This window comes from Arthrobacter sp. D2-10, assembly GCF_054161285.1.
The window spans coordinates 3,516,318-3,536,901 of record NZ_CP096431.1 but is presented as its reverse complement, the minus strand read 5'-3'; the positions used below and the strand labels follow the sequence as shown (position 1 = coordinate 3,536,901).

Genomic DNA, 20,584 nt, shown 5'->3' with positions numbered 1-20,584 from the left:
CACGAGGGGCGGCAGCCGCCGTCCCTCGTGGACGATTCTGACCAACCATGGTCACGTGCTGCTTGCTGTAGCCGCGGAACCGCACATCCGCGTTGAAGAGATAGCTCACCGCGTGGGCATCACGCGCCGCGCCACACTCAGCATCTTGAAGGATCTCGAGGAGGCCGGGTATATACAGCGGTTGAGGGAGGGGCGCCGAACGACTTATCGGGTGGATGGCGACCGGCCCTTCAGGCATCCGGCAGAATCCGACCATGAGATCGGCGCGCTACTGCGGATCTTCTCGGAAGCCCCGGGCTATGGGAGAACGGACGACGACGGCGATCGCTAGCATGGAGCAATGGCTCCACACGTGAATATCACCGGGGACAGCACGGCCGATGAGTTGCTGTCCAACGACCCGCTTGCCCTTCTGGTGGGCATGCTCCTCGACCAGCAGGTCGCGATGGAAACGGCCTTCGCCGGTCCGGCGAAAATCAAGGAACGGCTCGGTTCGTTCGATGCCGCCGCCATCGCTGATCACGAGGCGGAGAGTTTCATTGAACTGTGCCGCACTCCTCCGGCGGTCCATCGCTATCCCGGGAATATGGCCGCACGCATCCAGTCGCTGTGTCGAACCGTGGTTGGTGAATGGGACGGCAACGCCGCAGCAATCTGGACGCGCGGTGAACCGGACGGCCCGGAGGTGCTGCGCAGACTGAAGGACCTCCCCGGGTTCGGTGATCAGAAGGCGAAGATCTTCCTCGCGCTTCTGGGGAAACGCTACGGATACGCCGGGCAAGGTTGGCGAGAATCAGCCGGCTCCTACGGTGATGAAGGCAGCTATCGTTCCGTAGCCGACATCGTCGATCCTGAATCCCTGGCGAAGGTACGGGAAACCAAGCGGGCAGCGAAGGCGGCGGCCAAGAAGACTTCGTGACGTCATGGGTGTAATTGCGCTTGACTCATGACGAACCCGGCGTCTACCGTCATCACCATAGATTTGTTTTGGTTATGACGCCCTGAGGAGAGCAATGAGAAGCGGTACCGCCACCGGACTATGGTTCGCGTTGATGTCCGCCGCTTCATTCGGGGTATCCGGACCTTTCGCGAAGTCCCTCCTGGAGATCGGCTGGAGCCCTGGCGCCGCCGTCGGAATTCGCATCGGCGGTGCCGCCCTGGTGCTGGCCATCCCGGTGATCATTGCCCTGCGCGGACGCTGGGGCACCCTCCGCGGCAATGCCCTGACCCTGATCATTTACGGAGCGACCGCGATCGCCCTGTGTCAGTTCTTCTATTTCAGTGCGGTTCAGCGCATGTCTGTGGGCGTCTCCCTGCTGTTGGAGTATCTTGCACCGGTACTCATCGTTGGATGGTTGTGGCTGCGCTCCGGGCGTGCTCCCAGCAGGTTGACGGTGAGCGGGTCCGTTGCGGCTATGCTCGGGCTCCTGCTCGTCCTCGACCTCACGGGCGACCAGCGCCTCGACCCCGTCGGGGTGCTCTACGGGTTGGGCGCAGCTGTATGCCTGGCGGTTTTCTTCGTGATGTCCGCGAAGGCTGACGATGACCTGCCGCCTCTCGTCATGGCCGGCGGCGGCATGGTAGTCGGCGCACTCACTATTCTGATTCTCGGCCTCGTCGGCGTTATGCCCTTCGCCTTCGAATTCCGCGACGTCAGTCTTGCCGGCTGGCAGACTTCCTGGCTGGTTCCGGTTCTGGCGCTTGTCCTCATCGCCACCGTATTCTCCTACGTCACGGGCATTTTCGCTGCGCGCCGCCTGGGCTCGAAGGTGGCGTCTTTTGTCGGGCTCACTGAGGTTATGTTTGCGGTTCTTACGTCCTGGTTGATTCTGGGTGAACTCCCGTCGCTGGTTCAGTTGCTCGGCGGCGCACTCATTGTGGGCGGAGTGATTCTGGTGCGGATCGACGAACTGCGTCGAAACCCGGACGCAGCGGACCCGCTCGACCAGCCCAACGTCGTCGAGGCCGTGCCCACTGTTCCGGGTGGCTGAACCGGTCCGAGCGGCCTGAAGCGGACAGGTTCCGTCCCTATGCACCGTGTGTACTCCTCACCGCGGGCGATCGGCCGGGTGGGCTGGATGTAACGCGGAAGCGCCTTCAAGGAAACTTCACTGAAATGCCGGGCACCTACCGTTTTTCAAGCTGCCCAAGTTGGACCGCCTGAAGAGCCCTGGAGCCTGCCGCTATGTCTTATGTGAAGCCTAGTGACCTGATCACGACCATGATCGACGTCGGTGCGTCGAAGGTATTCATGTCCACCCGCGACACCGTAGTGCGCGCGGCAATGGCCGGTGCGCTGTTGTCCCTGGCTGCGGCGTTCGCCGTCACGGTGAGCGTCACCACCGGCATCCCACTGGCGGGAGCGGTTCTCTTTCCGGTCGGGTTCATACTCCTGTATTTGCTCGGCTACGACCTGCTGACCGGGGTATTCGTCCTGACGCCCCTTGCCTTGCTCGATAAGCGACCGGGCGTGACGGTGCGCGGTGTCCTTCGCAACTGGGGGCTGGTGTTCGTCGGAAACTTCATCGGAGCGTTCACCGTGGCCGTGCTGATGGCGGTAGTCGTCACCTACGGTTTCGCCATCCCACAGAACGAAGTCGGTGTCGCCATCGGCCACATCGGTGAGGGACGCACCCTCGGCTATGCCGAGCACGGCGCCTCCGGGATGCTGACACTGTTCGTCCGTGGAATGTTGTGCAACTGGATGGTTTCGATCGGCGTGGTCGGTGCCATGATCGCCAAGGATGTTCCCGGGAAAGTGATCGTCATGTGGATGCCGATCATGCTGTTCTTTTTCATGGGCTTCGAGCATTCGATCGTCAACATGTTCCTCTTCCCATCAGGTCTGTTGCTTGGCGGCCAGTTCACCGTTCTCGACTATCTGGTGTGGAATGAGATCCCGACGGTGCTCGGTAACCTCGTCGGCGGCCTGCTGTTCACTGCGCTTCCCCTCTACATCACGCACGCGCGGACAAAGGCGCCGTCCAACGCTGTCGAGAACCTTGAACTCACGAGGGTGGAGGACGTCGCACGCGCCGAAACCGGGATCAGCCACTAGCACGTCATCCGCCGAGCCGCCCTTGTAGCGCGCGTTCTTGTCCGTTCATGACAGGTGCCTTTTGGAGTCGGGCGGGCCGGCCCGCGATGATGGGGGAAGCCTCTCCTGTGGGTGCTCGGCCTGTGGCCGGGGAGGGGGCGTGCCTGCGTCACCGGTGGATTTAGAGCCCTAAGCCACACCATCCAGAGCAGCTGAGAGACCTGCCTCCGTGACGCTGCAGCTTCCCCCGGATTCCTGTCCGAAAGGGTGCTAATGGCAGGACCGATGGAAGGAACAGCACCAATGACGATCGATCGTATTCACACCAGTCACTCGGGATCCCTGCCGCGCACTCCGGAACTGATTGCCGCGAACGCCGCCAGAACCCTGGCCGATGACGGCTTCACCCTGGAGCGCACCACGGAGTTCGAGAGTCTGCTCGCCTCCTCCGTGGTCGACCTCGTTCAGTGGCAGAAGGACGCCGGAATCACTATTCCCGGCGATGGCGAGTACGGCAAAGCCATGTCGAATTCCGTGGACTACGGCGCATGGTGGACCTACAGCTTTCAGCGCACCGCCGGTCTTGAGCTGACCGACTTCAATCCGATCCTCGCCGACGCCGTGATCAGCGAACCCGGCGCGATCAAGCTGACATCGTTCGCCAACCGGCGCGACTGGACACGCTTCGCGGACGCCTATCAGGACCCCGAGAGCGGGATTCAACTGGGCAAGAACGCCACTGCGTTCCCGTCAGCGACCGGCCCCATTTCCTACATTGGACAGGAAGCGCTCGCTTCGGACATCGCCAACCTCAAGGCCGGACTGAACGCGGCGGATGTGCAGACGGGTTTCATCACTGCCCTCTCGCCGGGGTCGGCGAGCAGGATCGGCAACGATTACTACGGCACAGAGGAAGAGTTCATCTACGCGTGGGCGGACGTGCTCCGTGAGGAGTACCGGGCCATCGTTGACGCGGGTCTCATCGTTCAGGTTGATGACCCGTCACTGGCCGAGAACTGGGACCAGATCACCCCGGAGCCGAGCATCGAGGACTACCGGCGTTTCACCCAGATCCGGATCGAGGCGCTCAACTATGCGCTCCAAGGACTGCCGGAGGACCAGGTCCGAGTGCACGTGTGCTGGGGATCCTGGCACGGGCCGCACACCACCGACCTCGAATTCCGGCACATCGTCGACCTCGTGCTGGGCATCAACGCAGGGTCGTACTCCTTCGAAGCTGCCAATGCCCGCCACGAACATGAGTGGGCCATCTGGCAGGACGTCACACTGCCGGAGGGCAAAATCATCGTTCCCGGTGTGGTGTCCCATGCGACGAACGTGGTCGAGCATCCTGAGCTGGTCGCGCAGCGCATCGAACGTTTCGCGAGCCTGGTCGGGCGGGAAAACGTGATCGCTTCCACCGACTGTGGCCTCGGAGGCCGCCTGCATCCCCAGATTGCCACGGCGAAGCTGGAGGCCCTGGGCTCCGGAGCACGAATCGCATCGAACCGGTTGTTCGAGAATTCTGCGTCGCTGATCTAGCCGGGTGAAAGGAAGGACCGCACATCCTTCGATGTGCGGTCCTTCCTGGATACGGTTTCCCGCGCCCGGAATCTACTTCCCGAACCGGCGCAGCCGGAGCGAATTCGCAACGACCAGAACCGAGCTCGCCGCCATGGCCGCGCCCGCCACCATGGGGTTGAGCAGTCCCAGAGCCGCGACCGGAATGCCGATCGTGTTGTAGAAGAACGCCCAGAACAGGTTGCTCTTGATGGTGCCGAGCGTCTTCCGGGACAGCTCGATCGCCTGGGCCACCTGCTCGAGACTGTTGCCCATCACGGTCAGGTCAGCGGCTTCGATTGCGACATCGGTACCGGAACCCATCGCGATTCCCAGGTCCGCCTGGGCCAGGGCCGCGGCATCGTTGACGCCGTCACCGGCCATCGCCACGGTAGCTCCCTGTGCCTGAAGCCGCTTCACAGCGTCGACCTTCCCCTCGGGGAGTACGTCAGCCATGACATCCTCCGGGGCGATGCCGACCTCAGCAGCGATCTTTCGGGCGACGGCGGCGTTGTCTCCAGTCAGCAGCATCGGGCGCAGGCCCAGCTCCTTCAAGCGCGCAATCGCCGCTGCCGAGGACTCCTTGACGGTGTCCTTCAGGCTCACCAGGCCCGCAACCTCACCGTCAACCGCAACCCAGATGGCCGTGGATCCGGCCTCCTGTTCCGCCGCCAAAGCTGAACGGTGTGCGTCGGTGATAACGACGTCGTTTTCCTCCAGCCAGCCTGCACGCCCGGCGAGCACCGTGGAACCGTCAACCGTGCCGCGCACCCCGCCGCCGGCGGAACTCGTGAAGTCCGTCACCGCCGGGTGCCCGGGGCTTGCAGCTGCGATTGCCTGGGCGATCGGGTGCTCGCTGGCGGACTCGACGGCGGCGGCGAGCGACAGCACATCCTCTCGGCTGCGCGAACCGAGTACGACGACGTCCGTCACCGACAGGCGACCGCTTGTCACGGTGCCGGTCTTGTCCAGAACGATGGTGTCGACGGTGCGGGTGTCCTCGAGTACCTGCGGGCCGCGAATCAGGATGCCGAGCTGCGCACCACGGCCTGTTCCCGTGAGCAGGGCCGTCGGAGTGGCGAGGCCGAGCGCACACGGGCACGCGATCACGAGCACTGCAACGGCGGCGGTAAATGCAGCCTGCACATCTCCGCTGAGCAGCATCCAAGCGACGAAGGTGAGCACCGCGATGACGAGGACCACCGGAACAAACACAGCACTGATGCGGTCCGCCAGCCGGGCGATCGGCGCCTTACCGCTCTGGGCCTGACTGACCAGCCGGCCCATCTGGGCGAGCGTCGTCTCGCTGCCCACGCGGGTGGCACGGACAATCAGGCGCCCGGAGGTGTTGATGGTTGCACCTGTGACAGTGCTGTCCGGACCGACGTCGACGGGAAGTGACTCACCGGTGATGAGCGAGGTGTCCACGGCGCTGCGACCCTCAATGACGAACCCGTCGGTTGCAATCTTCTCGCCCGGCCGGACAACGAACTCATCCCCATGCACCAATGACGACGCCGGCACCTTCACTTCGACCCTCTTGCCGTGCTGCTCGCGCAGCACAGTTGCATCCTTCGCCCCGAGATTGAGGAGCGACTTCAGCGCGTCGCCTGCCCGCTGCTTCGCGTTCGCTTCCAGGTACCGGCCGAGGAGTAGGAAGGTCACGACGACGGCGGCAACCTCGAAGTAGAGCCCGTGCCCGCCCATGTCCATGCCCACGTGCTCGGTGAGCATCGGGTCGGCGAGGAGTTGGCTGAGTGAGAACAGGTAAGCCGCGGTAACGCCGATGGACACCAGGGTGTCCATCGTGGACGAGAAGTGCCGGGCGTTGATCGCGGCTGCCTTGTGGAATGACCAGGCTGACCACGTGACCACTGGCGTACTCAGCGCCAGGACCACCCAACCCCAGTGGGGAAACTGCAGCGCCGAGATCATTGAGATGAGAAACACGGGCACGGTCAGGATGGCAGCGGTGACCAGGCGCGGCCGCAACTGTGATGCAGTCCCGCCGTGTGCCATGTGGTCGTGTGAATCGTGATCGAGCCCATCGGCCGCCGGTTCCCCCTCCGAGGAGGGCCCCGGTTGGTGATGCGGCTTCTTCACCTGCGCGGTGTAGCCGGTGGCGTTGACCGTGTTGACGATGTCCTCGTCAGAGATATGTGCGGGTACGGTGACCACCGCCGATTCCAGCGGCAGGTTCACGCTCGCCTCAACGCCGTCGAGCTTGCCCAACTTGCGCTCCACCCGCCCCACGCACGAGGCACAGGTCATGCCCTGGATGTCGAGTTCAACGGTCCGGGTAGCGGTAGCGGTGGCGGTCCGGGTGATGCCGGGTTCGGTGGTCATGATGGTCCTTCCAGGCCGGCTTGCTGCCGGCAGCCTGTCGGCGTGTTGCTATGCGTCGTTTGAGACGACGACGTAACCGGCTTCAGCGACTGCCTCACCGATCTGCTCTGGTTCGATGTCGCGCTCTGAGGTGACGGTTGCGGTTGAGATTCCGCCCTTGTTCAGGTCAACTTCAACGTTCTGTACGCCTTCGATGGCAGAGATTTCCTCGGTGACGGAGTCCACGCAGTGGCCGCAGGTCATTCCCGAGATGCTGACGGTTGTAGTGCTCATGATTTCTCCTGATGGTTCAGGCAGTCAGCGCAACAGGCGGCTGATGGCCGCCGAGGCTTCCTGCACCTTTTCGTTGACAGCCCGGGGATCCCCGGATGTCTGGGATTCGTTGGCTGCACCCACAACGCAGTGGGCGATGTGTTCTTCGAGGAGCCCGATGCTGACGGCGTGCAAAGCCTTGTTCACCGCGGACACCTGGGTGAGGACGTCGATGCAGTATTTGTCCTCCTCAACCATTCGCGCTATCCCGCGTACCTGTCCTTCGATGCGCTTGAGACGGCGGAGGTAGGCCTCCTTGTCGGCGGTATAACCGTGTTCCGTAGTTGTCTGTGTCATGGTTCCTCCTTGGCTGCCTCATCGAATATATACCCATAGGGGGTATCGGCGCAACTACCCCCCGGGGGTATGTTTTGGGAACGCTCAGACGGGTGCTCTACGTTAGAGGGGAAGACATGAAAGGCAATCCCTTATGACCCTCAACCTTGAGGCGTGGCAGAAGCGCGCCCTCCTTGTCCTCGGCCTCATTGCCGTTGCAGGTCTGTTCGCTCTTGCCTTCACGGCAGGAAGGGTGGCGGCCGCACCGCAGCACCCCGGCAACAGCAGCCCTGACGCAGGCTTCGCCCGCGATATGCAGGTTCACCACTCACAGGCCGTGGAGATGTCGCGCATCGTCCGGGACCAGACGGACGACATCGTAATCCGCACCATCGCCTATGACATCGCGATGACCCAGCAGCACCAGGTGGGCCAGATGTACGCCTGGCTAAAGGAATGGGGCCTGCCCCAGAGCGACGGCGCTGAGCGCATGGCGTGGATGTCGGGCAGCAGTCATGCCCACACCGAGAACGACGGCGGGAGTGGCTCCGGTGCGATCGGCGCGGACGGGCTGATGCCCGGCATGGCGACGGACGAAGAATTGGCACAGCTCGCAGAAGCCACGGGTGAGGACGCAGAACGGCTCTACCTGGAGCTCATGATCGACCACCACGAGGCGGGCGCGGAGATGGCCCTGGCTGCAGTGGACCTCGTCCAGGAGCCCGACGTCCGCGAACTCGCCCGCAAGATGGCGGAGGGGCAGACCATTGAAATCGCGGAGATGGAAAAGCTCCTGGCACAGCTCTAGGCCGGCCGCCCGGTACATTTAGACCCGAACCCCTTGAAAGAACAGAAGGAATCAGCGCGTTGAACAAGAAGCGAGCTCAGGAGAATGCGGACCGCCAGGCGCGGTTGGCTGCAATCCAGTCACAGCAGCGGGCCAGCGAACGGAAGCGGAACAGCCTGATTTTCGGCGGTATTGCTCTGGTGATCGTGGCGATCATCGTGGCCGTAACGATCGTGATCGTGCAGCAGGTCCGGGAGAATGACCGCCTGGACGCGCTCGCTGAACAGGATATCGAGGGTGTTGAGACCATCGAGGTGAGCTCGTTCGAGCATGTCCCCGGGCCGGTCGAGTACGAGCAGGCTCCTCCCGTTGGAGGCGACCACAACGCTCTCTGGACCAACTGCGGCATCTACACCGAGCCGATTCCGAACGAGAACACGGTCCACTCCCTGGAGCACGGTGCCGTCTGGATCACCTACCAGCCGGACCTCGCGCAGTCGGAGATCGACGCCCTGACCGAGCTGGTCGGCGACCGCAGCTACGTTCTTCTCAGCCCGTACGAGGGTCAGGAATCTCCGGTCATGGCCAGCGCCTGGGGCTTGCAGCTCGGTGTCGATTCGGCTGACGACGAGCGCCTCGTCGCCTTCCTTGCGAAGTACGTTCAGGGCGAGCAGACCCGCGAGCCCGGTGCGGCCTGCAGCGGAGCCTTGGATCCCTCCGCGTAAACCTCCATCAATGGTCAGGACACGCCCCTTATCCCGCGGGATAAGGGGCGTGTCCTGCTGTATGAGCATTATGCGGACGGCTTGCGAAGGCTCCAGAAAGCCAGTCCGGCGGCCGCAACCATGAGCGCAGCGCCGATGCCGGAGGTAATCACGACGCCGCTGTCGAACGCGTGGAATGCGGACTCAAGCAGGGCAGACCCGGAGCCGGCGGGCAGTTCCGACGCAACGTTGATCGCGCCGCCCAGCGTCTCTGCCGCCGTCGTGCCCTGTGCGGCGGTGAGGCCGGCGGGAAGCACGAGGTGCTCCTGGTAAGAGGCCAGCAGGACGCTGCCAAGGAGCGCCGTGCCGAAGACGGAGCCTACTTCGTAGGCCGTCTCGGAAATCGCCGACGCGGCTCCGGCCTTCGCGGCGGGCACGCTGGACAGGATGAGGTCATTGGATACCGTCTCCGATGCCCCCACTCCGGCGCCGAGCAGGACGAAGGCTGCGAGCAGCAGCCCCACCGATCCGTCCTGGCTTGCGACCGCCACCACCACGTAGGCGCTCGCGGAGAGCAGCAGCGCGGTCGGGACGACCACGTGCGGCGAAATATGGCGGACCACCGGAACCACTGTGAGCCCCGCGATGATCGTTGTGATCAGGCCGGGCATCAGCACTATGCCGGCGTCCAGCGGGCTGAGTCCCACGACCAGCTGCAGATGCTGGGAAACAAAGTAGAGGAAGCCAACCAGCGAGAAGATCGCGAGCAGATTCACCAGGACAGCGCCCGTAAAAGGCCGGACGGTGAAGAGCCGCACGTCCAGCATCGGATTTCCGCGCTTCAGCTGCCGCCGCACGAAGGTGACGCCGGCTGCAAAACCAACGACGACGGCGGCAGCCGCTACCGCAGTGAACCCATCTTTGGCGAATGACTTGATGGCAAAGACGATGGGCAGCATGGCGCCGATGGACAGCGCGATACTGACGTAGTCCACCCGTCCGGGGTTGGGGTCAGCAGACTCGGGCACCAGCAGCGGGGTGACTGCGAGCAGGACCATCAGCACGGGGACAGCGAGCAGGAAGACCGATCCCCACCAGAAGTGCTCGAGCAGGATACCACCGACGAGCGGTCCCAGCGCTGCACCGGCAGAGAAGCCCGCGGCCCACACCGCAACGGCAAGGCGCCGCTGGTTGCGGTCGAGGAAGATGTTGCGGATCAGGGAAAGCGTCGAGGGCATCAGCATTGCGCCGAAGACACCCAACCCGACGCGGGCCGCCACGAGCAGTTCGGCAGTCGGCGCAAAGGCCGCAGCTACGGAGAACACCGCAAAGCCGGTCGCGCCGATCATGAGGAGGCGGCGACGTCCGAATCGATCACCGAAGCTGCCCATCGCGACCAGCAGGCCGGCCAGAACCAACGGGTAGCTGTCGATGATCCATAGCAGGGTTGTACCGCTCGTATTGAAGGCCAGCGAGATCTCCGGCATGGCGAAGCTCAATACGGTATTGTCCACGGCCACCAGCAGGACCGGCAGCATGAGCGCGGCAAGGGCAAGCCACTCCCGGCGTCCGGCGTGAGGGGATTCGACCGTTGGGGAAGCAACCGTCGAGGCAGGGGTGTACTGGGTCATGGGTTCCACGCTATACCGTCCAGCCGGTACAGTAAAGCTCCCAGGGTTCAGTATGATGAACGTCATGGCAACTGCCCGCGAGCGCATTCTCGACAGCTTCGAACACATCCTCATCATCGAAGGTGAGCGCAGCGCCACGATGGAATCGGTGGCTGCTGCCGCCGACGTTTCCAAGGGCGGCCTGCTCTATCACTTCCGGTCCAAGGAAGCCTTGGTCGATGGACTGGCCGACCGGCTTGTCGGACTTGTCGCACGTGACCGGGAGGCGATGGCCGCCGATCCGGAGGGGCCCGCGCGCTATTACGTCCGCACCTCGATGTATGAAAACAGCCCCTTGGACCGGGCCCTGATTGCGATGGCCCGCCTGGCCCAGCAGGGACACGCCAAGGCGCAGGCCACCTTCACGCTCATTCAGGAGCAGTGGCTCGGGGCGCTTGAGGCGGAGCTCGGCAGTCGGGGTGTCGCGCGCGCAGTGAAGCTGCTCGGCGACGGTCTGTATTACGACGCCGCCTTTTTCGCGGGTGCGAGCTCCGAGAAACAAAGCGGCGAGGAGCTGCAGGATGTTCTCGCGATCGTGGACTTAATCGTCCGCGAGGGTGCACAGGCGCAGCGGAAGGGCTGATTTCCGGAATTACAGGGTCCCGATTGCTTGGCCCCGGGTCTACGATGCTGCCATGACTCAGCGGGAGTGGTCCGGGCATGTATTCATTGGAATGAGCGTCGACGGCATGATCGCCAGGGCTGACGACAGCCTCGACTGGCTGATGGGCGAATCCGCCGGCGGGGCTGACGACCCCAGCGACTCGGGCTTCAACGAGTTCATGGCTTCGGTCGACCACCTGGTCATGGGAAGAAGCACGTATGACGTGGTCCGGGGGATGGGCGAATGGTTCTACGGTGAAACCCCTGTGTTCGTGCTGAGTACGACCCTGCAGGCAGAGGACCCGCGTATCCGTGTCGCGCGTTCCCTCGAGGAAGTCACCGCAATGCTTGACGACGACGGCGCCCGTAACGTCTATGTCGACGGCGGCAGGACTGTGCGCTCTTTCCTGGCTGCCGGCATGATCAGCACCCTCACGCTCACGCGGCTCCCGATACTCATCGGTGAAGGCAAGCCGCTCTTCGGTGCGGTGCCCTCCGATGTGCGCCTGCGGCTTGACGACGTGAAGACCTTCGACGGCGGCGCGGTGCAGACCCGCTACACGGTGCTCTAAACCGCCGTCGACATACCTCTTGACGAGGTCATGGCCCGGGGGTAATCTACAACCAAATGGTTGTAGATCAGCTTTCAGAATCCGAAGTGGACCTCCTGTTCCACGCCCTCGCGGACAGCACTCGCCGCAGCATTGTGGTCCGTGCCATCGGCGAGGAGCATTCCGTTTCGGCCCTGGCTGCCCACTACGCCATGAGCTTCGCGGCAGTACAGAAACACGTAGCGGTGCTCGAGCGCGCAGCGTTGGTCACCAAGGAGAAACGTGGAAGGGAGCAAATCGTGCGGGCTAACCCGGAAGCTATCAGGAGAGCCCGTCAACTGCTGGACGAGTACGAAAAGATCTGGCGTCAGCGGGTCGACCGGATAGCAGACATCCTCGCAGAGGACTAGAAGCCAACTCAGGAAAGGGCAACATCATGGGCATCATCAGCACCGACAGGGACCTTGAGGCTCTCAGCTTCACGCTCGTCGCGGAGTTCAACGCCGCCGTCGAACGCGTCTGGGAGATCTGGGAAGATCCCCGCCAGCTCGAGCGCTGGTGGGGTCCGCCCACCTGGCCGGCCACGTTCGAGAAGCATGACTTCCGCCAGGGAGGTTCGGCGAGCTACTACATGACCGGTCCCGAAGGTGAGGTCAGCAGGGGCTGGTGGAAGTTCACCGCCGTGGAAGCGCCCAGCCGCCTTGAATTTGACGACGGCTTCGCGGACGAGTCGGGAGCGCCGGTGGACGCGATGGGCGAGACCCATGCCGTTGTCACCCTGCAGGAGGTGGAGGCCGGCCGCACCCGGATGACCGTCACATCGAGCTTCGAGAGCGCCGACCAGCTCCAGCAGATGCTTGAGATGGGCATGGAAGAGGGCATGAAGCAGGCGATGGGCCAGATCGACGGCATCCTCGCCGAGCGGGCCAGCGTCTAGCGAACCCTGTCTCCCAAGCAACAACGCAGTCCCGCAGGCAACGACGCCGCCTCACACACGGGCAGTAAGGAGGCCCCCGGCATGTCGGTCAGGACACACCGGGGGCCCCTCTGCGTGCGCGGTCAGACCTGCACGTCACCGAGCCGGGGAATGCTCAGCCCTTCACGGCCAGCACGTTGCACGCCGCGCCGAGCAGGATCGACTGTGCGGTCGATCCCATGATGAGCTTGCCGACAGGAGTGCGGTGACGCAGCCCGATGACGATCAGTTCAGCCGCATTGCGTTCTGCCGCCTCGAGCACGTCCTCGGCCGCGGTGTCCTTGGAGGTGCCGTGATGGACGGTGAAGTCCACACCGGATTCCTGGAGCGTGACCTGCAGGCGTGACATGTCGTCGTCGTCGGCGAAGGCCGGATCCACAAGGCGGTCGGCACGGGTGGTATTGACCACCACCAGCTTCGCTCCACGCTGACGGGCTTCGCGCACCGCAGCGTTCGCTGCGGCGTCGCCCAACGCGTTCGGGACGTAACCCAGCACTACGGCACTCATTTTCCGCCTTCTTTCTGTTCAACGACTGCTACCGGTGTGGGGTCGACCACCTCGGACTCCATGGCTTTCTGGCGCTTCTTGAGCCAGAAGGAAAGGGCGAAGATGACGATCAGGACAATGTAGATCGTCGCAGCTATCGGCGTGCTCACCAGGGCAATCGGATCACCCTGCGAGATGGCCAGCGAGCGTCGCAGCTGGTCCTCGAAGATCGGGCCGAGAATGATGCCGACCACCAGTGGGGCAATCGGGTAGCCGTAGCGGCGCATGAAGAACCCCAGAACGCCGACCACGAGCAGCACGAACACATCCACCGGAGTGAAGTTCACCGAGAAGGCGCCCATCGCGGCGAACACGAGGATTCCGGAGTAGAGGTAGGGCCGGGGAATCTGCAGGATCTTCACCCAGATGCCGACGAGCGGCAGGTTCAGGACCAACAGCATCAGGTTGCCTACGTACAGACTCGCGATCAGCGCCCACACCAGTGCGCCCTCAACCTCGAACAGGAGGGGTCCGGGCTGGATGTTGTAACGCTGGAAAGCGACGAGCATCATGGCGGCGGTTGCCGTCGTCGGAATGCCGAGGGTCAGCAGCGGGACGAGGACGCCGGCTGCGGCTGCGTTGTTGGCCGACTCAGGACCGGCGACACCCTCGATCGCTCCCTTGCCGAACTGCTTCCGCCGCTCACCCTTCGCGAGTTTCCGCTCGGAGGCGTAGGAAAGGAATGTCGCGACGTCGGCGCCGCCGGCGGGGATGGTTCCCACCGGGAAACCGATGAAGGTGCCGCGAAGCCACGGCTTCCACGAACGCTTCCAGTCCTCCTTGCGCATCCAGCTCGTCCAGCGTCCGGCCACCGGGATGACCTTCACGGGACCGTGACGGAGCCGGGAGGCCACGTACAGCGCCTCGCCCACGGCGAAGAGCGCCACTGCAACGAGCACCACGTCGATACCGTCCGCAAGGAACGGGTTCCCGAAGGTGTACCGCTGCTGTGCGGTGAGTGCATCGACGCCGATCAGGGCGATGAAGAGACCAAGCCCAAGCGACGCGAGGCCACGCAGTACCGAGGAACCCAGGAGCGCGCCGACAGTCAGGAACGCGACAATCATCAGCGCCACGTATTCGGTGGGGCCGATCTGGACGGCGAATTCCGCGACGTAGGGTGCAACGAAGCTCAGCAGCACAGTGGCTACCGTGCCGGCGATGAAGGAGCCGATTGCCGCCGTCGCCAGCGCCGCCGCACCCCGGCCGGCCTTCGCCATCTTGTTGCCCTCGAGGGCCGTGACAATGGACGCCGATTCACCGGGAGTGTTCAGGAGGATGGAAGTTGTTGAACCGCCGTACATGCCGCCGTAGTAGATGCCCGCGAAGACGATGATCGCCGCCGTCGGGTCCAGGCTGTAGGTGATCGGCATGAGCAACGCCACGGTCATGGCGGGGCCGATGCCCGGCAGGACGCCGACGGCGGTGCCGACGAGCACGCCGCCCAACGCGTACAGCAGGTAGATTGGCTGCATCGCGACGCTGAAGCCTTCCATCAGCGCGAGGAAGTTATCCATTGAAGATCTCCACCCCTTCCAGGAGGAATCCCGGCGGCAGCGAGACTCCCAGGAGTCCCGCGAACACGAACTGAAGGATCAGCGCAAGAACGATCGCGATGATTGCGTTGCGCCACCACGGCTTCGCACCGAGCGACCAGGCAGATCCGAAGAACAGCACCGCTGCCGCGACTGGCCAGCCGAGGGGGACGATGAGCGCGATGTGAACAGCAAGGAAGCCGACGAGCTTGCCGACGGTCAGCCAGTCGGTCTTGACGTCGGGATCAATGTCCTCGCCTTCCTCGGCTGCGCCGGTGTGACCGCGGAGCAGCTGGATGATCAGGCCGATCCCGATCGCCACCATGATCCCCGAGACGAGGTAGGGGAAGACCCGGGGGCCGACGACGCCGGCCGATGGTGGGATCGGAATGCCGGCGCCGGCAACGAAACCGACAATGCCGATGCAGACGATGAGTCCGGCGAAGACCAGTTCGCCGACGGGCCGGGAGGGCGCGGCGTTGGTACCGCGCCCTCCCGACGTCCCGTTGAGTGAAGTGCTCATCGCTGTTACAGCAGACCGATCTCGGTGAGCGTGGTCTTGACGGCTGCGATGTCTTCGGTCAGGAAGGCCTCGAATTCCTCACCGGCGAGGAAGGCGTCGGACCAGGCGTTCGTTTCCAGCGTGGTCTTCCAGGCTTCCGTTTCCGCCATCTCGGTCACGAGTTCGGTGAGCTCGGCGGCCTTGGCCTCATCGATGTTGCCCGGTGCCACGACGCCGCGCCAGTTGGTCAGCACGAGGTCGACGCCCTCATCCGTCAGGGTCGGAACGTCGGGCAGCTGGGTAGCGGGCTCCTCGCCCGAAACGGCCAGCGCGCGCAGTTCGCCCGCCTTGACCTGCTCGGCGTACTCGCCGACACCGGAGATGCCTGCGGACACCTTGTTGCCGAGCAGCGCCGCGAGGGATTCACCGCCGCCGGAGTACGGGATGTAGTTGAGGTTGTCGGGGCTGATGCCGGCTTCCTTCAGCATCTGACCCGCGAGGATGTGATCCGCGCCGCCAGCTGAACCGCCGGTCATGGAAACTCCCTGGCCGTCCTTCTCGATCGCGGAAAGGAGGTCATCGATGGTCTGGAAAGGTGAGTCCGCCGGTACGACGACGACCAGAGGCTCCTCCGTCAGCCGTGCAATGGGTGTGGTGTCCTCAATGCGGGTCTGGGCAGCGTTGGTCTCGACCGCGCCAACCATGACGTAGCCCATGACCATCAGCGTGTCCGGGTTCTGCTCGGTGGCAAGCTGGGCGAGCCCATTGGTGCCACCGGCGCCGCCCACGTTGACGACCGATGCGTTGCCCACGAGGTCGTTCTCCTGGAGATCCTTCTGCATCGCGCGGCCGGTCTGGTCCCAGCCGCCGCCCGGGTCAGCAGGAACGATGATGTTGAGGCGGTCGATGCCTGCCTCTGCCTCTCCTCCGCCGGACGTGCTGCCGCAGGCGGACAGGGCAAGAACCGATGCGACGCCGATGACGCCTACAGTCGACAAGCGCCTCATTGTGCTTTCGAGCTTCATGGATTTTTCCTTCCTCAAGTGTGATGCGCCTCACCACACGTTTCCGGTTCATCGTAGGTTCGGGCAGGTGTGACGGAAATAATGCGGTCACAACGTGCGTAGTGGTCTTTGTGGTCACAGTGGAGGCGGGGGTCATTACACCCGATCGTGGGAGAATGAAAGCATGATCCGGTCAATGTCGCTTAGATCACAACTGTTCTTCCTGCAGTTGCTGATTGTGCTGATCATCGTCCTGGTCGCGGGAACGGTGGCCGTGCGGATGCAGGAGCAGCAGATCCGCGACGCCTACCAGGGCCGCATGGTCGGCGTGGCCCAGTCCATCGCACAACTGCCATCCGTCGTCGACGCGTTCGACGACGAGGACCCCAGCGCGGTCATCCAGCCGATTGCTGAGCTCACCACACAGGCCACGGGAGTCACCTACGTCGTGGTGACAGACGACGTCGGCATACGCTACTCCCACCCGAATCCGGACATGATCGGCCGCATGGTATCCACTGATCCCTCCGTACCCCTTTCGGGCGAAACGTTCATCGGCACCCAGACCGGAACGCTCGGGGAGTCCTGGCGCGTGAAGGTGCCCATCCGCGGTGCGGATGGCTCCGTCATCGGCACCGCCTCCGTCGGCACGCTGGAATCGACGCTCGCCGCCGACCTGCAGGAGGACCTGCCCGTGCTGCTCGCCTGGCTGGTGGCGGCCGCGCTCGTCGGAACCGCCGGTTCAATCTGGATTTCCCGGCTCATCTGGCGCCGTATCTACCGCCTGGAACCTGAGGAAATCGCTGTGCTCCTCGAAACCCGTGATGCAATGCTTCACGGAATCGGCGAAGGGGTAGTGGCGGTCGACGAACGTGGACGGTTGGCCGTGCTCAATGACGAGGCAAAGCGATTGCTCGACCTTGGGGATGAAGCGATCGGCAGCCCTGCCGACTCCGTACTCGAACCGGCTCTGGCGCAGATGTTCGGAGCCGCCGGTGATGCCGATGAAACCGTCCTTGTGGGAGAACGGGTGCTGCTCGCCCGCTCAAGTGACGCCGTCGTCGATGGGCGGCGGGTCGGCAGCGTCCTGGTGTTGCGCGACCGCACGGAACTGCACCAGCTCCTGCTGGATCTCGACGGCGCACGGGATGTCACGCAGGCGCTTCGCAGCCAGGCGCACGAGTTCGCCAACAAGATGCATGTTATTTCAGGTCTTCTGGAGCTTGGCCGTACGGAGAAGGCGGTCGACTTCATTTCCCGATCCGGCCACGGCGGCTCGGTGGTATCCGGCGATGTGTCACCGGGCGTCAGCGACCCGGATACCGCTAGCCTTCTGATGGCCAAGACCACAATCTGCGCGGAGAAGGGCATTTCACTGATCGTCGATGAATCGTCAACTTTCGAACCAGACGGCACCACTGATCCGGTGACGGTACTGGGCAATCTCATCGACAACGCGGTTGACGCAGTGGGCTCCAACGGAACCATTCACGTCGAACTGACCTCTCACGCCAAGGGCTGCATCATTGCCGTGTCCGATGACGGCCCGGGCATCCCCGAAAGTCTTCGGGCGCAGGTCTTCACTTCCGGGTTTTCCACCAAGGAGTCCGCGGGGGCCGCGTCACGCGGGTTCGGCCTCGCACTGGTGCAGAGAGTGGCGGAGCGCCGTGCAGGATCGGTGACGGTCGACGAGTCGGTGCTGGGCGGAGCCCACGTCCTTGTGACCCTCGGCCCAGTGTCTGCTCCGTTCGACGGGGCACAGCGGCAGGGGTCCCACGGGGTGCTGACCCCGTGAACCTCATTCGTACGCTGGTCGTCGACGACGATCACGAGATCGCCGGTGTGCACTCAGGGTTCCTCCTCGCGCACGGAGGGTTCGACGTCGTCGGCGTAGCGAAGTCAGGGGGCGAGGCGCTCGAGATGGTCCGGGAGCTGAGGCCGGAACTGATGCTGCTCGACATTCACCTGCCCGATATGTCCGGCATCGAGGTACTCCGTGCCGCTCGCAACCTGCCCGGGGATCCGGTGGACATCATCGCGATCACCGCCGCCAGGGAACTGGAAACGGTCCGTGCCGCAATGGCGGGCGGAGTACTGCATTACCTCGTGAAGCCCTTCAATTCGAAGGTCCTGATGCAGCGCCTGGACGACTACGTCCGCCACCGCGCGAACATTGTGGAACACAGCTCGATCTCAGCCGGCCCTCTCAATCAGGAGCACATCGACCGCCTGCTTGCGACGGCGCCGCGCGGAGCCGGCTCCGGCGTTTCGCCGGCCGTCCTGACCGCCACGCTGCCCAAGGGCCTCTCCCAGCCCACCCTCGAGGCCGTGGTTGGTGCGCTCCGCTCGTCCGGCGTCGGCTTCTCCGCGTCGGAGGTGGCGGCACAACTGGGCCTCGCCAGGGTGAGCGCCCGCAGGTATCTCGAATATCTCGTGACAAAGGGCAACGCCCGGATTGTCCCGAAGTATGGGGCGGCGGGCAGGCCGGAGAAGTTCTATGTCTGGACGGGCAACTGACGGGGTGCCGTGAGGCACAGGTACCGCTGGGGCCCCGTTACGGTAACCGTTCCCGACAGGAGTACTACTGTGTGCACATGCACGCCCAGCTGATCTTTCCGCACCAGCTTTTCGAGGAGCACCTCGCCGCCCCGGCCTCGCGGTGCTTCATCCTGGTGGAGGACGACCTCTTCTTCCGCCAGTACCGATTCCATGTGCAGAAGCTTGTCCTGCATCGGGCGAGCATGCGGGCGTTCGCGCGGCGTCTCCGGGAATCCGGGCGAGCAGTCGAGTATGTGGAGACGGATGCTTCCGGGTCCAGCCAGGCGGCGCTCGCAGAGGTGCTGGAGCGGATCGGTGCGACGTCCTGCAGCTATTACGACGTCGTCGATGACTGGCTGTCGCAACGTCTCACCCGGACTCTCGGACGATTATCGATCGAGGCGACCGTCGAGGACACGCCGGCGTTCCTGTGCACCAGGGCGGACCTGAGTCAGTACTTCACCCAGAGCGGGTGGCGGATGCAGAGCTTCTACGAATGGCAAAGGAAGCGGCTGGGCATCCTCCTTGACGCCTACGGTGGACCGACCGGCGGCCGGTGGAGCTTTGACACGGACAATCGGAAGAAACTGCCGAAGAAGCTGATGGTCCCTGCCCTCCCCACCTTCAACCACGCGAACGACGACGACGTCACCTCCGCCCGCAGCTGGGTGCGCACGGCCTTCCCCGACAATCCCGGCAGTGCCGACGGGTTCAACTGGCCGGTCACGCACCGTGACGCCGCCGACGCCCTGGAGACCTTCCTGACCGAGCGCTTCGAGCTGTTCGGACCCTACGAGGACGCCATAGCGGAGAATCAGTCCTTCCTCTTCCACTCCGCGCTCAGCTCCAGTCTGAACACCGGGCTGCTGAAGCCGGCCGACGTCGTCGACATTGTTCTTGATTTCGCGGAGCGGCACGGCACGCCGATCGCCAGCGTTGAGGGGTTCATCCGCCAGATCATCGGATGGCGTGAATACATGCGGGCTTCGTACGTCGTGCATGGCAGACGCGTAAGAGGCAGCAACTATCTTGGGGTGTCCCGGCGGATGGAGCGCTCCTGGTATGACGGCAGTACGGGGATTGAACCGTTGGACACCGTCATCCGCCGCGTCCTCGCCACCGGTTACGCCCACCATATCGAGCGGCTGATGGTGCTTGGGAACGCCGCTCTACTGCTCCGCCTGCATCCCGATGACGTGTACGAGTGGTTCATGACCATGTTCATCGACGCCTACGACTGGGTCATGGTGCCCAATGTATACGCGATGAGCCAGTTCGCTGCAGGCAACGCAATCATCACCAAGCCCTACGTCAGCGGCAGCAATTACCTGCGGAAGATGAGTGATCTGCGGCCGGGAGGGTGGGAAGCGGTGTGGAACGCGCTGTATTGGCAGTTCGTCGCCGATTACCGTGAGCTGCTGATCAGGAACCCGCGGTCCAGCATGAGCGTGCGGTTGCTGGATCGCATGGACGATGCCCGCCGCGAGGAGCTTGCCCTTGAGGCGCAGAGGTGGCTGGCCTGACGGAGACGGTCCCGGCGAACGGGTTCACAGCGGGGGGTGGAACGATTAGGCTCAGGGTTGTCAGGTCAGGCGGGTAGAGGGCGCCGGACAGAGTCGAATAAGTACAAGGAATT

General features: G+C 63.8%; 22 protein-coding genes. 14 read left to right on the top strand and 8 right to left on the bottom strand.

From position 1 onward, the window contains the following. The first annotated feature begins 55 nt into the window (after positions 1-55). The 5 genes from M1D74_RS16550 to M1D74_RS16530 all read left to right on the top strand — a co-directional run bounded on the left by M1D74_RS16550 (position 56) and on the right by M1D74_RS16530 (position 4,579). Positions 56-331: a winged helix-turn-helix domain-containing protein gene (locus tag M1D74_RS16550; protein WP_458116058.1), complete on the top strand. Its 276-nt coding sequence runs from the start codon at positions 56-58 to the stop codon at positions 329-331. Positions 332-340: 9 nt separating this feature from the next. Next, a complete protein-coding gene (locus tag M1D74_RS16545; protein WP_309072359.1) occupies positions 341-919 on the top strand; it encodes an HhH-GPD-type base excision DNA repair protein in 579 nt (192 codons plus the stop codon). Between the two features lie 94 nt (positions 920-1,013). Then, on the top strand, positions 1,014-1,991 hold the full coding sequence (locus tag M1D74_RS16540; protein ID WP_309072360.1) for an EamA family transporter: 978 nt from the start codon (positions 1,014-1,016) through the stop codon (positions 1,989-1,991). 194 nt (positions 1,992-2,185) lie between these two features. Then, entirely contained in the window at positions 2,186-3,058 is an 873-nt protein-coding gene (locus tag M1D74_RS16535) for a formate/nitrite transporter family protein (RefSeq protein WP_458116057.1), read from the top strand. A gap of 282 nt (positions 3,059-3,340) precedes the next feature. Further along, positions 3,341-4,579, top strand: a complete 1,239-nt coding sequence (locus M1D74_RS16530) for a cobalamin-independent methionine synthase II family protein (protein ID WP_458116056.1) — start codon at positions 3,341-3,343, stop codon at positions 4,577-4,579. A gap of 72 nt (positions 4,580-4,651) precedes the next feature. Here M1D74_RS16530 and M1D74_RS16525 read toward each other — a convergent pair whose 3' ends face one another. Genes M1D74_RS16525 through M1D74_RS16515 form a run of 3 tightly spaced genes read right to left on the bottom strand, consistent with a single transcriptional unit; the run spans position 4,652 to position 7,552 of the window. Then, positions 4,652-6,943 (bottom strand): heavy metal translocating P-type ATPase, encoded by a 2,292-nt coding sequence (locus M1D74_RS16525; RefSeq protein WP_458116055.1) that lies wholly within the window; start codon positions 6,941-6,943, stop codon positions 4,652-4,654. A gap of 48 nt (positions 6,944-6,991) precedes the next feature. Then, positions 6,992-7,216, bottom strand: coding sequence for a heavy-metal-associated domain-containing protein (locus tag M1D74_RS16520; protein WP_309072439.1), 225 nt, complete (start codon positions 7,214-7,216; stop codon positions 6,992-6,994). Between the two features lie 24 nt (positions 7,217-7,240). After that, the gene (locus M1D74_RS16515; protein WP_309072438.1) at positions 7,241-7,552 is read right to left on the bottom strand and encodes a metal-sensitive transcriptional regulator; all 312 of its coding nucleotides are present in this window, start codon (positions 7,550-7,552) and stop codon (positions 7,241-7,243) included. Between the two features lie 133 nt (positions 7,553-7,685). Here M1D74_RS16515 and M1D74_RS16510 point away from each other — a divergent pair, with 133 nt between their 5' ends. Continuing rightward, entirely contained in the window at positions 7,686-8,339 is a 654-nt protein-coding gene (locus M1D74_RS16510; RefSeq protein WP_309072437.1) for a DUF305 domain-containing protein, read from the top strand. A gap of 59 nt (positions 8,340-8,398) precedes the next feature. Next, positions 8,399-9,043: a DUF3105 domain-containing protein gene (locus tag M1D74_RS16505; RefSeq protein ID WP_309072436.1), complete on the top strand. Its 645-nt coding sequence runs from the start codon at positions 8,399-8,401 to the stop codon at positions 9,041-9,043. A gap of 68 nt (positions 9,044-9,111) precedes the next feature. Here the strand turns inward: M1D74_RS16505 and M1D74_RS16500 are convergent, their stop codons facing one another. Next, a complete protein-coding gene (locus M1D74_RS16500) occupies positions 9,112-10,653 on the bottom strand; it encodes an MFS transporter (RefSeq protein WP_458116054.1) in 1,542 nt (513 codons plus the stop codon). A 64-nt stretch (positions 10,654-10,717) separates the two neighbouring features. Between M1D74_RS16500 and M1D74_RS16495 the strand changes: the two genes are divergently transcribed. Genes M1D74_RS16495 through M1D74_RS16480 form a run of 4 tightly spaced genes read left to right on the top strand, consistent with a single transcriptional unit; the run spans position 10,718 to position 12,783 of the window. Then, complete coding sequence (locus M1D74_RS16495; RefSeq protein ID WP_458116053.1) at positions 10,718-11,275, top strand: TetR/AcrR family transcriptional regulator; 558 nt, start codon at positions 10,718-10,720, stop codon at positions 11,273-11,275. Positions 11,276-11,327: 52 nt separating this feature from the next. Then, entirely contained in the window at positions 11,328-11,867 is a 540-nt protein-coding gene (locus M1D74_RS16490) for a dihydrofolate reductase family protein (RefSeq protein WP_309123960.1), read from the top strand. A gap of 56 nt (positions 11,868-11,923) precedes the next feature. Further along, positions 11,924-12,256 (top strand): ArsR/SmtB family transcription factor, encoded by a 333-nt coding sequence (locus M1D74_RS16485; protein ID WP_458116052.1) that lies wholly within the window; start codon positions 11,924-11,926, stop codon positions 12,254-12,256. Between the two features lie 26 nt (positions 12,257-12,282). Next, positions 12,283-12,783, top strand: coding sequence for an SRPBCC family protein (locus M1D74_RS16480; RefSeq protein ID WP_458116051.1), 501 nt, complete (start codon positions 12,283-12,285; stop codon positions 12,781-12,783). Positions 12,784-12,937: 154 nt separating this feature from the next. Here the strand turns inward: M1D74_RS16480 and M1D74_RS16475 are convergent, their stop codons facing one another. Genes M1D74_RS16475 through M1D74_RS16460 form a run of 4 tightly spaced genes read right to left on the bottom strand, consistent with a single transcriptional unit; the run spans position 12,938 to position 16,431 of the window. Beyond that, positions 12,938-13,330, bottom strand: a complete 393-nt coding sequence (locus M1D74_RS16475) for a universal stress protein (RefSeq protein ID WP_309071033.1) — start codon at positions 13,328-13,330, stop codon at positions 12,938-12,940. Then, positions 13,327-14,886, bottom strand: a complete 1,560-nt coding sequence (locus M1D74_RS16470; RefSeq protein WP_309071032.1) for a tripartite tricarboxylate transporter permease — start codon at positions 14,884-14,886, stop codon at positions 13,327-13,329. Before M1D74_RS16470 ends, M1D74_RS16475 begins: the two co-directional genes overlap by 4 nt. Continuing rightward, positions 14,879-15,427: a tripartite tricarboxylate transporter TctB family protein gene (locus tag M1D74_RS16465; RefSeq protein WP_309071031.1), complete on the bottom strand. Its 549-nt coding sequence runs from the start codon at positions 15,425-15,427 to the stop codon at positions 14,879-14,881. Before M1D74_RS16465 ends, M1D74_RS16470 begins: the two co-directional genes overlap by 8 nt. 5 nt (positions 15,428-15,432) lie before the next feature. Continuing rightward, positions 15,433-16,431 carry a Bug family tripartite tricarboxylate transporter substrate binding protein gene (locus tag M1D74_RS16460; RefSeq protein ID WP_458116050.1) on the bottom strand — a complete coding sequence of 333 codons (999 nt, stop codon included), beginning with the start codon at positions 16,429-16,431 and terminating at the stop codon, positions 15,433-15,435. A gap of 175 nt (positions 16,432-16,606) precedes the next feature. On the opposite strand from M1D74_RS16460, the gene M1D74_RS16455 reads away from it, so the two are divergent. The 3 genes from M1D74_RS16455 (at position 16,607) to M1D74_RS16445 (ending at position 20,471) form a co-directional block, all read left to right on the top strand. Continuing rightward, positions 16,607-18,205, top strand: a complete 1,599-nt coding sequence (locus M1D74_RS16455) for a sensor histidine kinase (protein WP_458116049.1) — start codon at positions 16,607-16,609, stop codon at positions 18,203-18,205. After that, positions 18,202-18,927: a response regulator gene (locus M1D74_RS16450; RefSeq protein WP_309071028.1), complete on the top strand. Its 726-nt coding sequence runs from the start codon at positions 18,202-18,204 to the stop codon at positions 18,925-18,927. The genes M1D74_RS16455 and M1D74_RS16450 overlap by 4 nt, the downstream gene beginning before the upstream one ends. Before the next feature lie 77 nt (positions 18,928-19,004). Next, on the top strand, positions 19,005-20,471 hold the full coding sequence (locus M1D74_RS16445) for a cryptochrome/photolyase family protein (protein ID WP_458116048.1): 1,467 nt from the start codon (positions 19,005-19,007) through the stop codon (positions 20,469-20,471). Positions 20,472-20,584 lie beyond the last annotated feature (113 nt).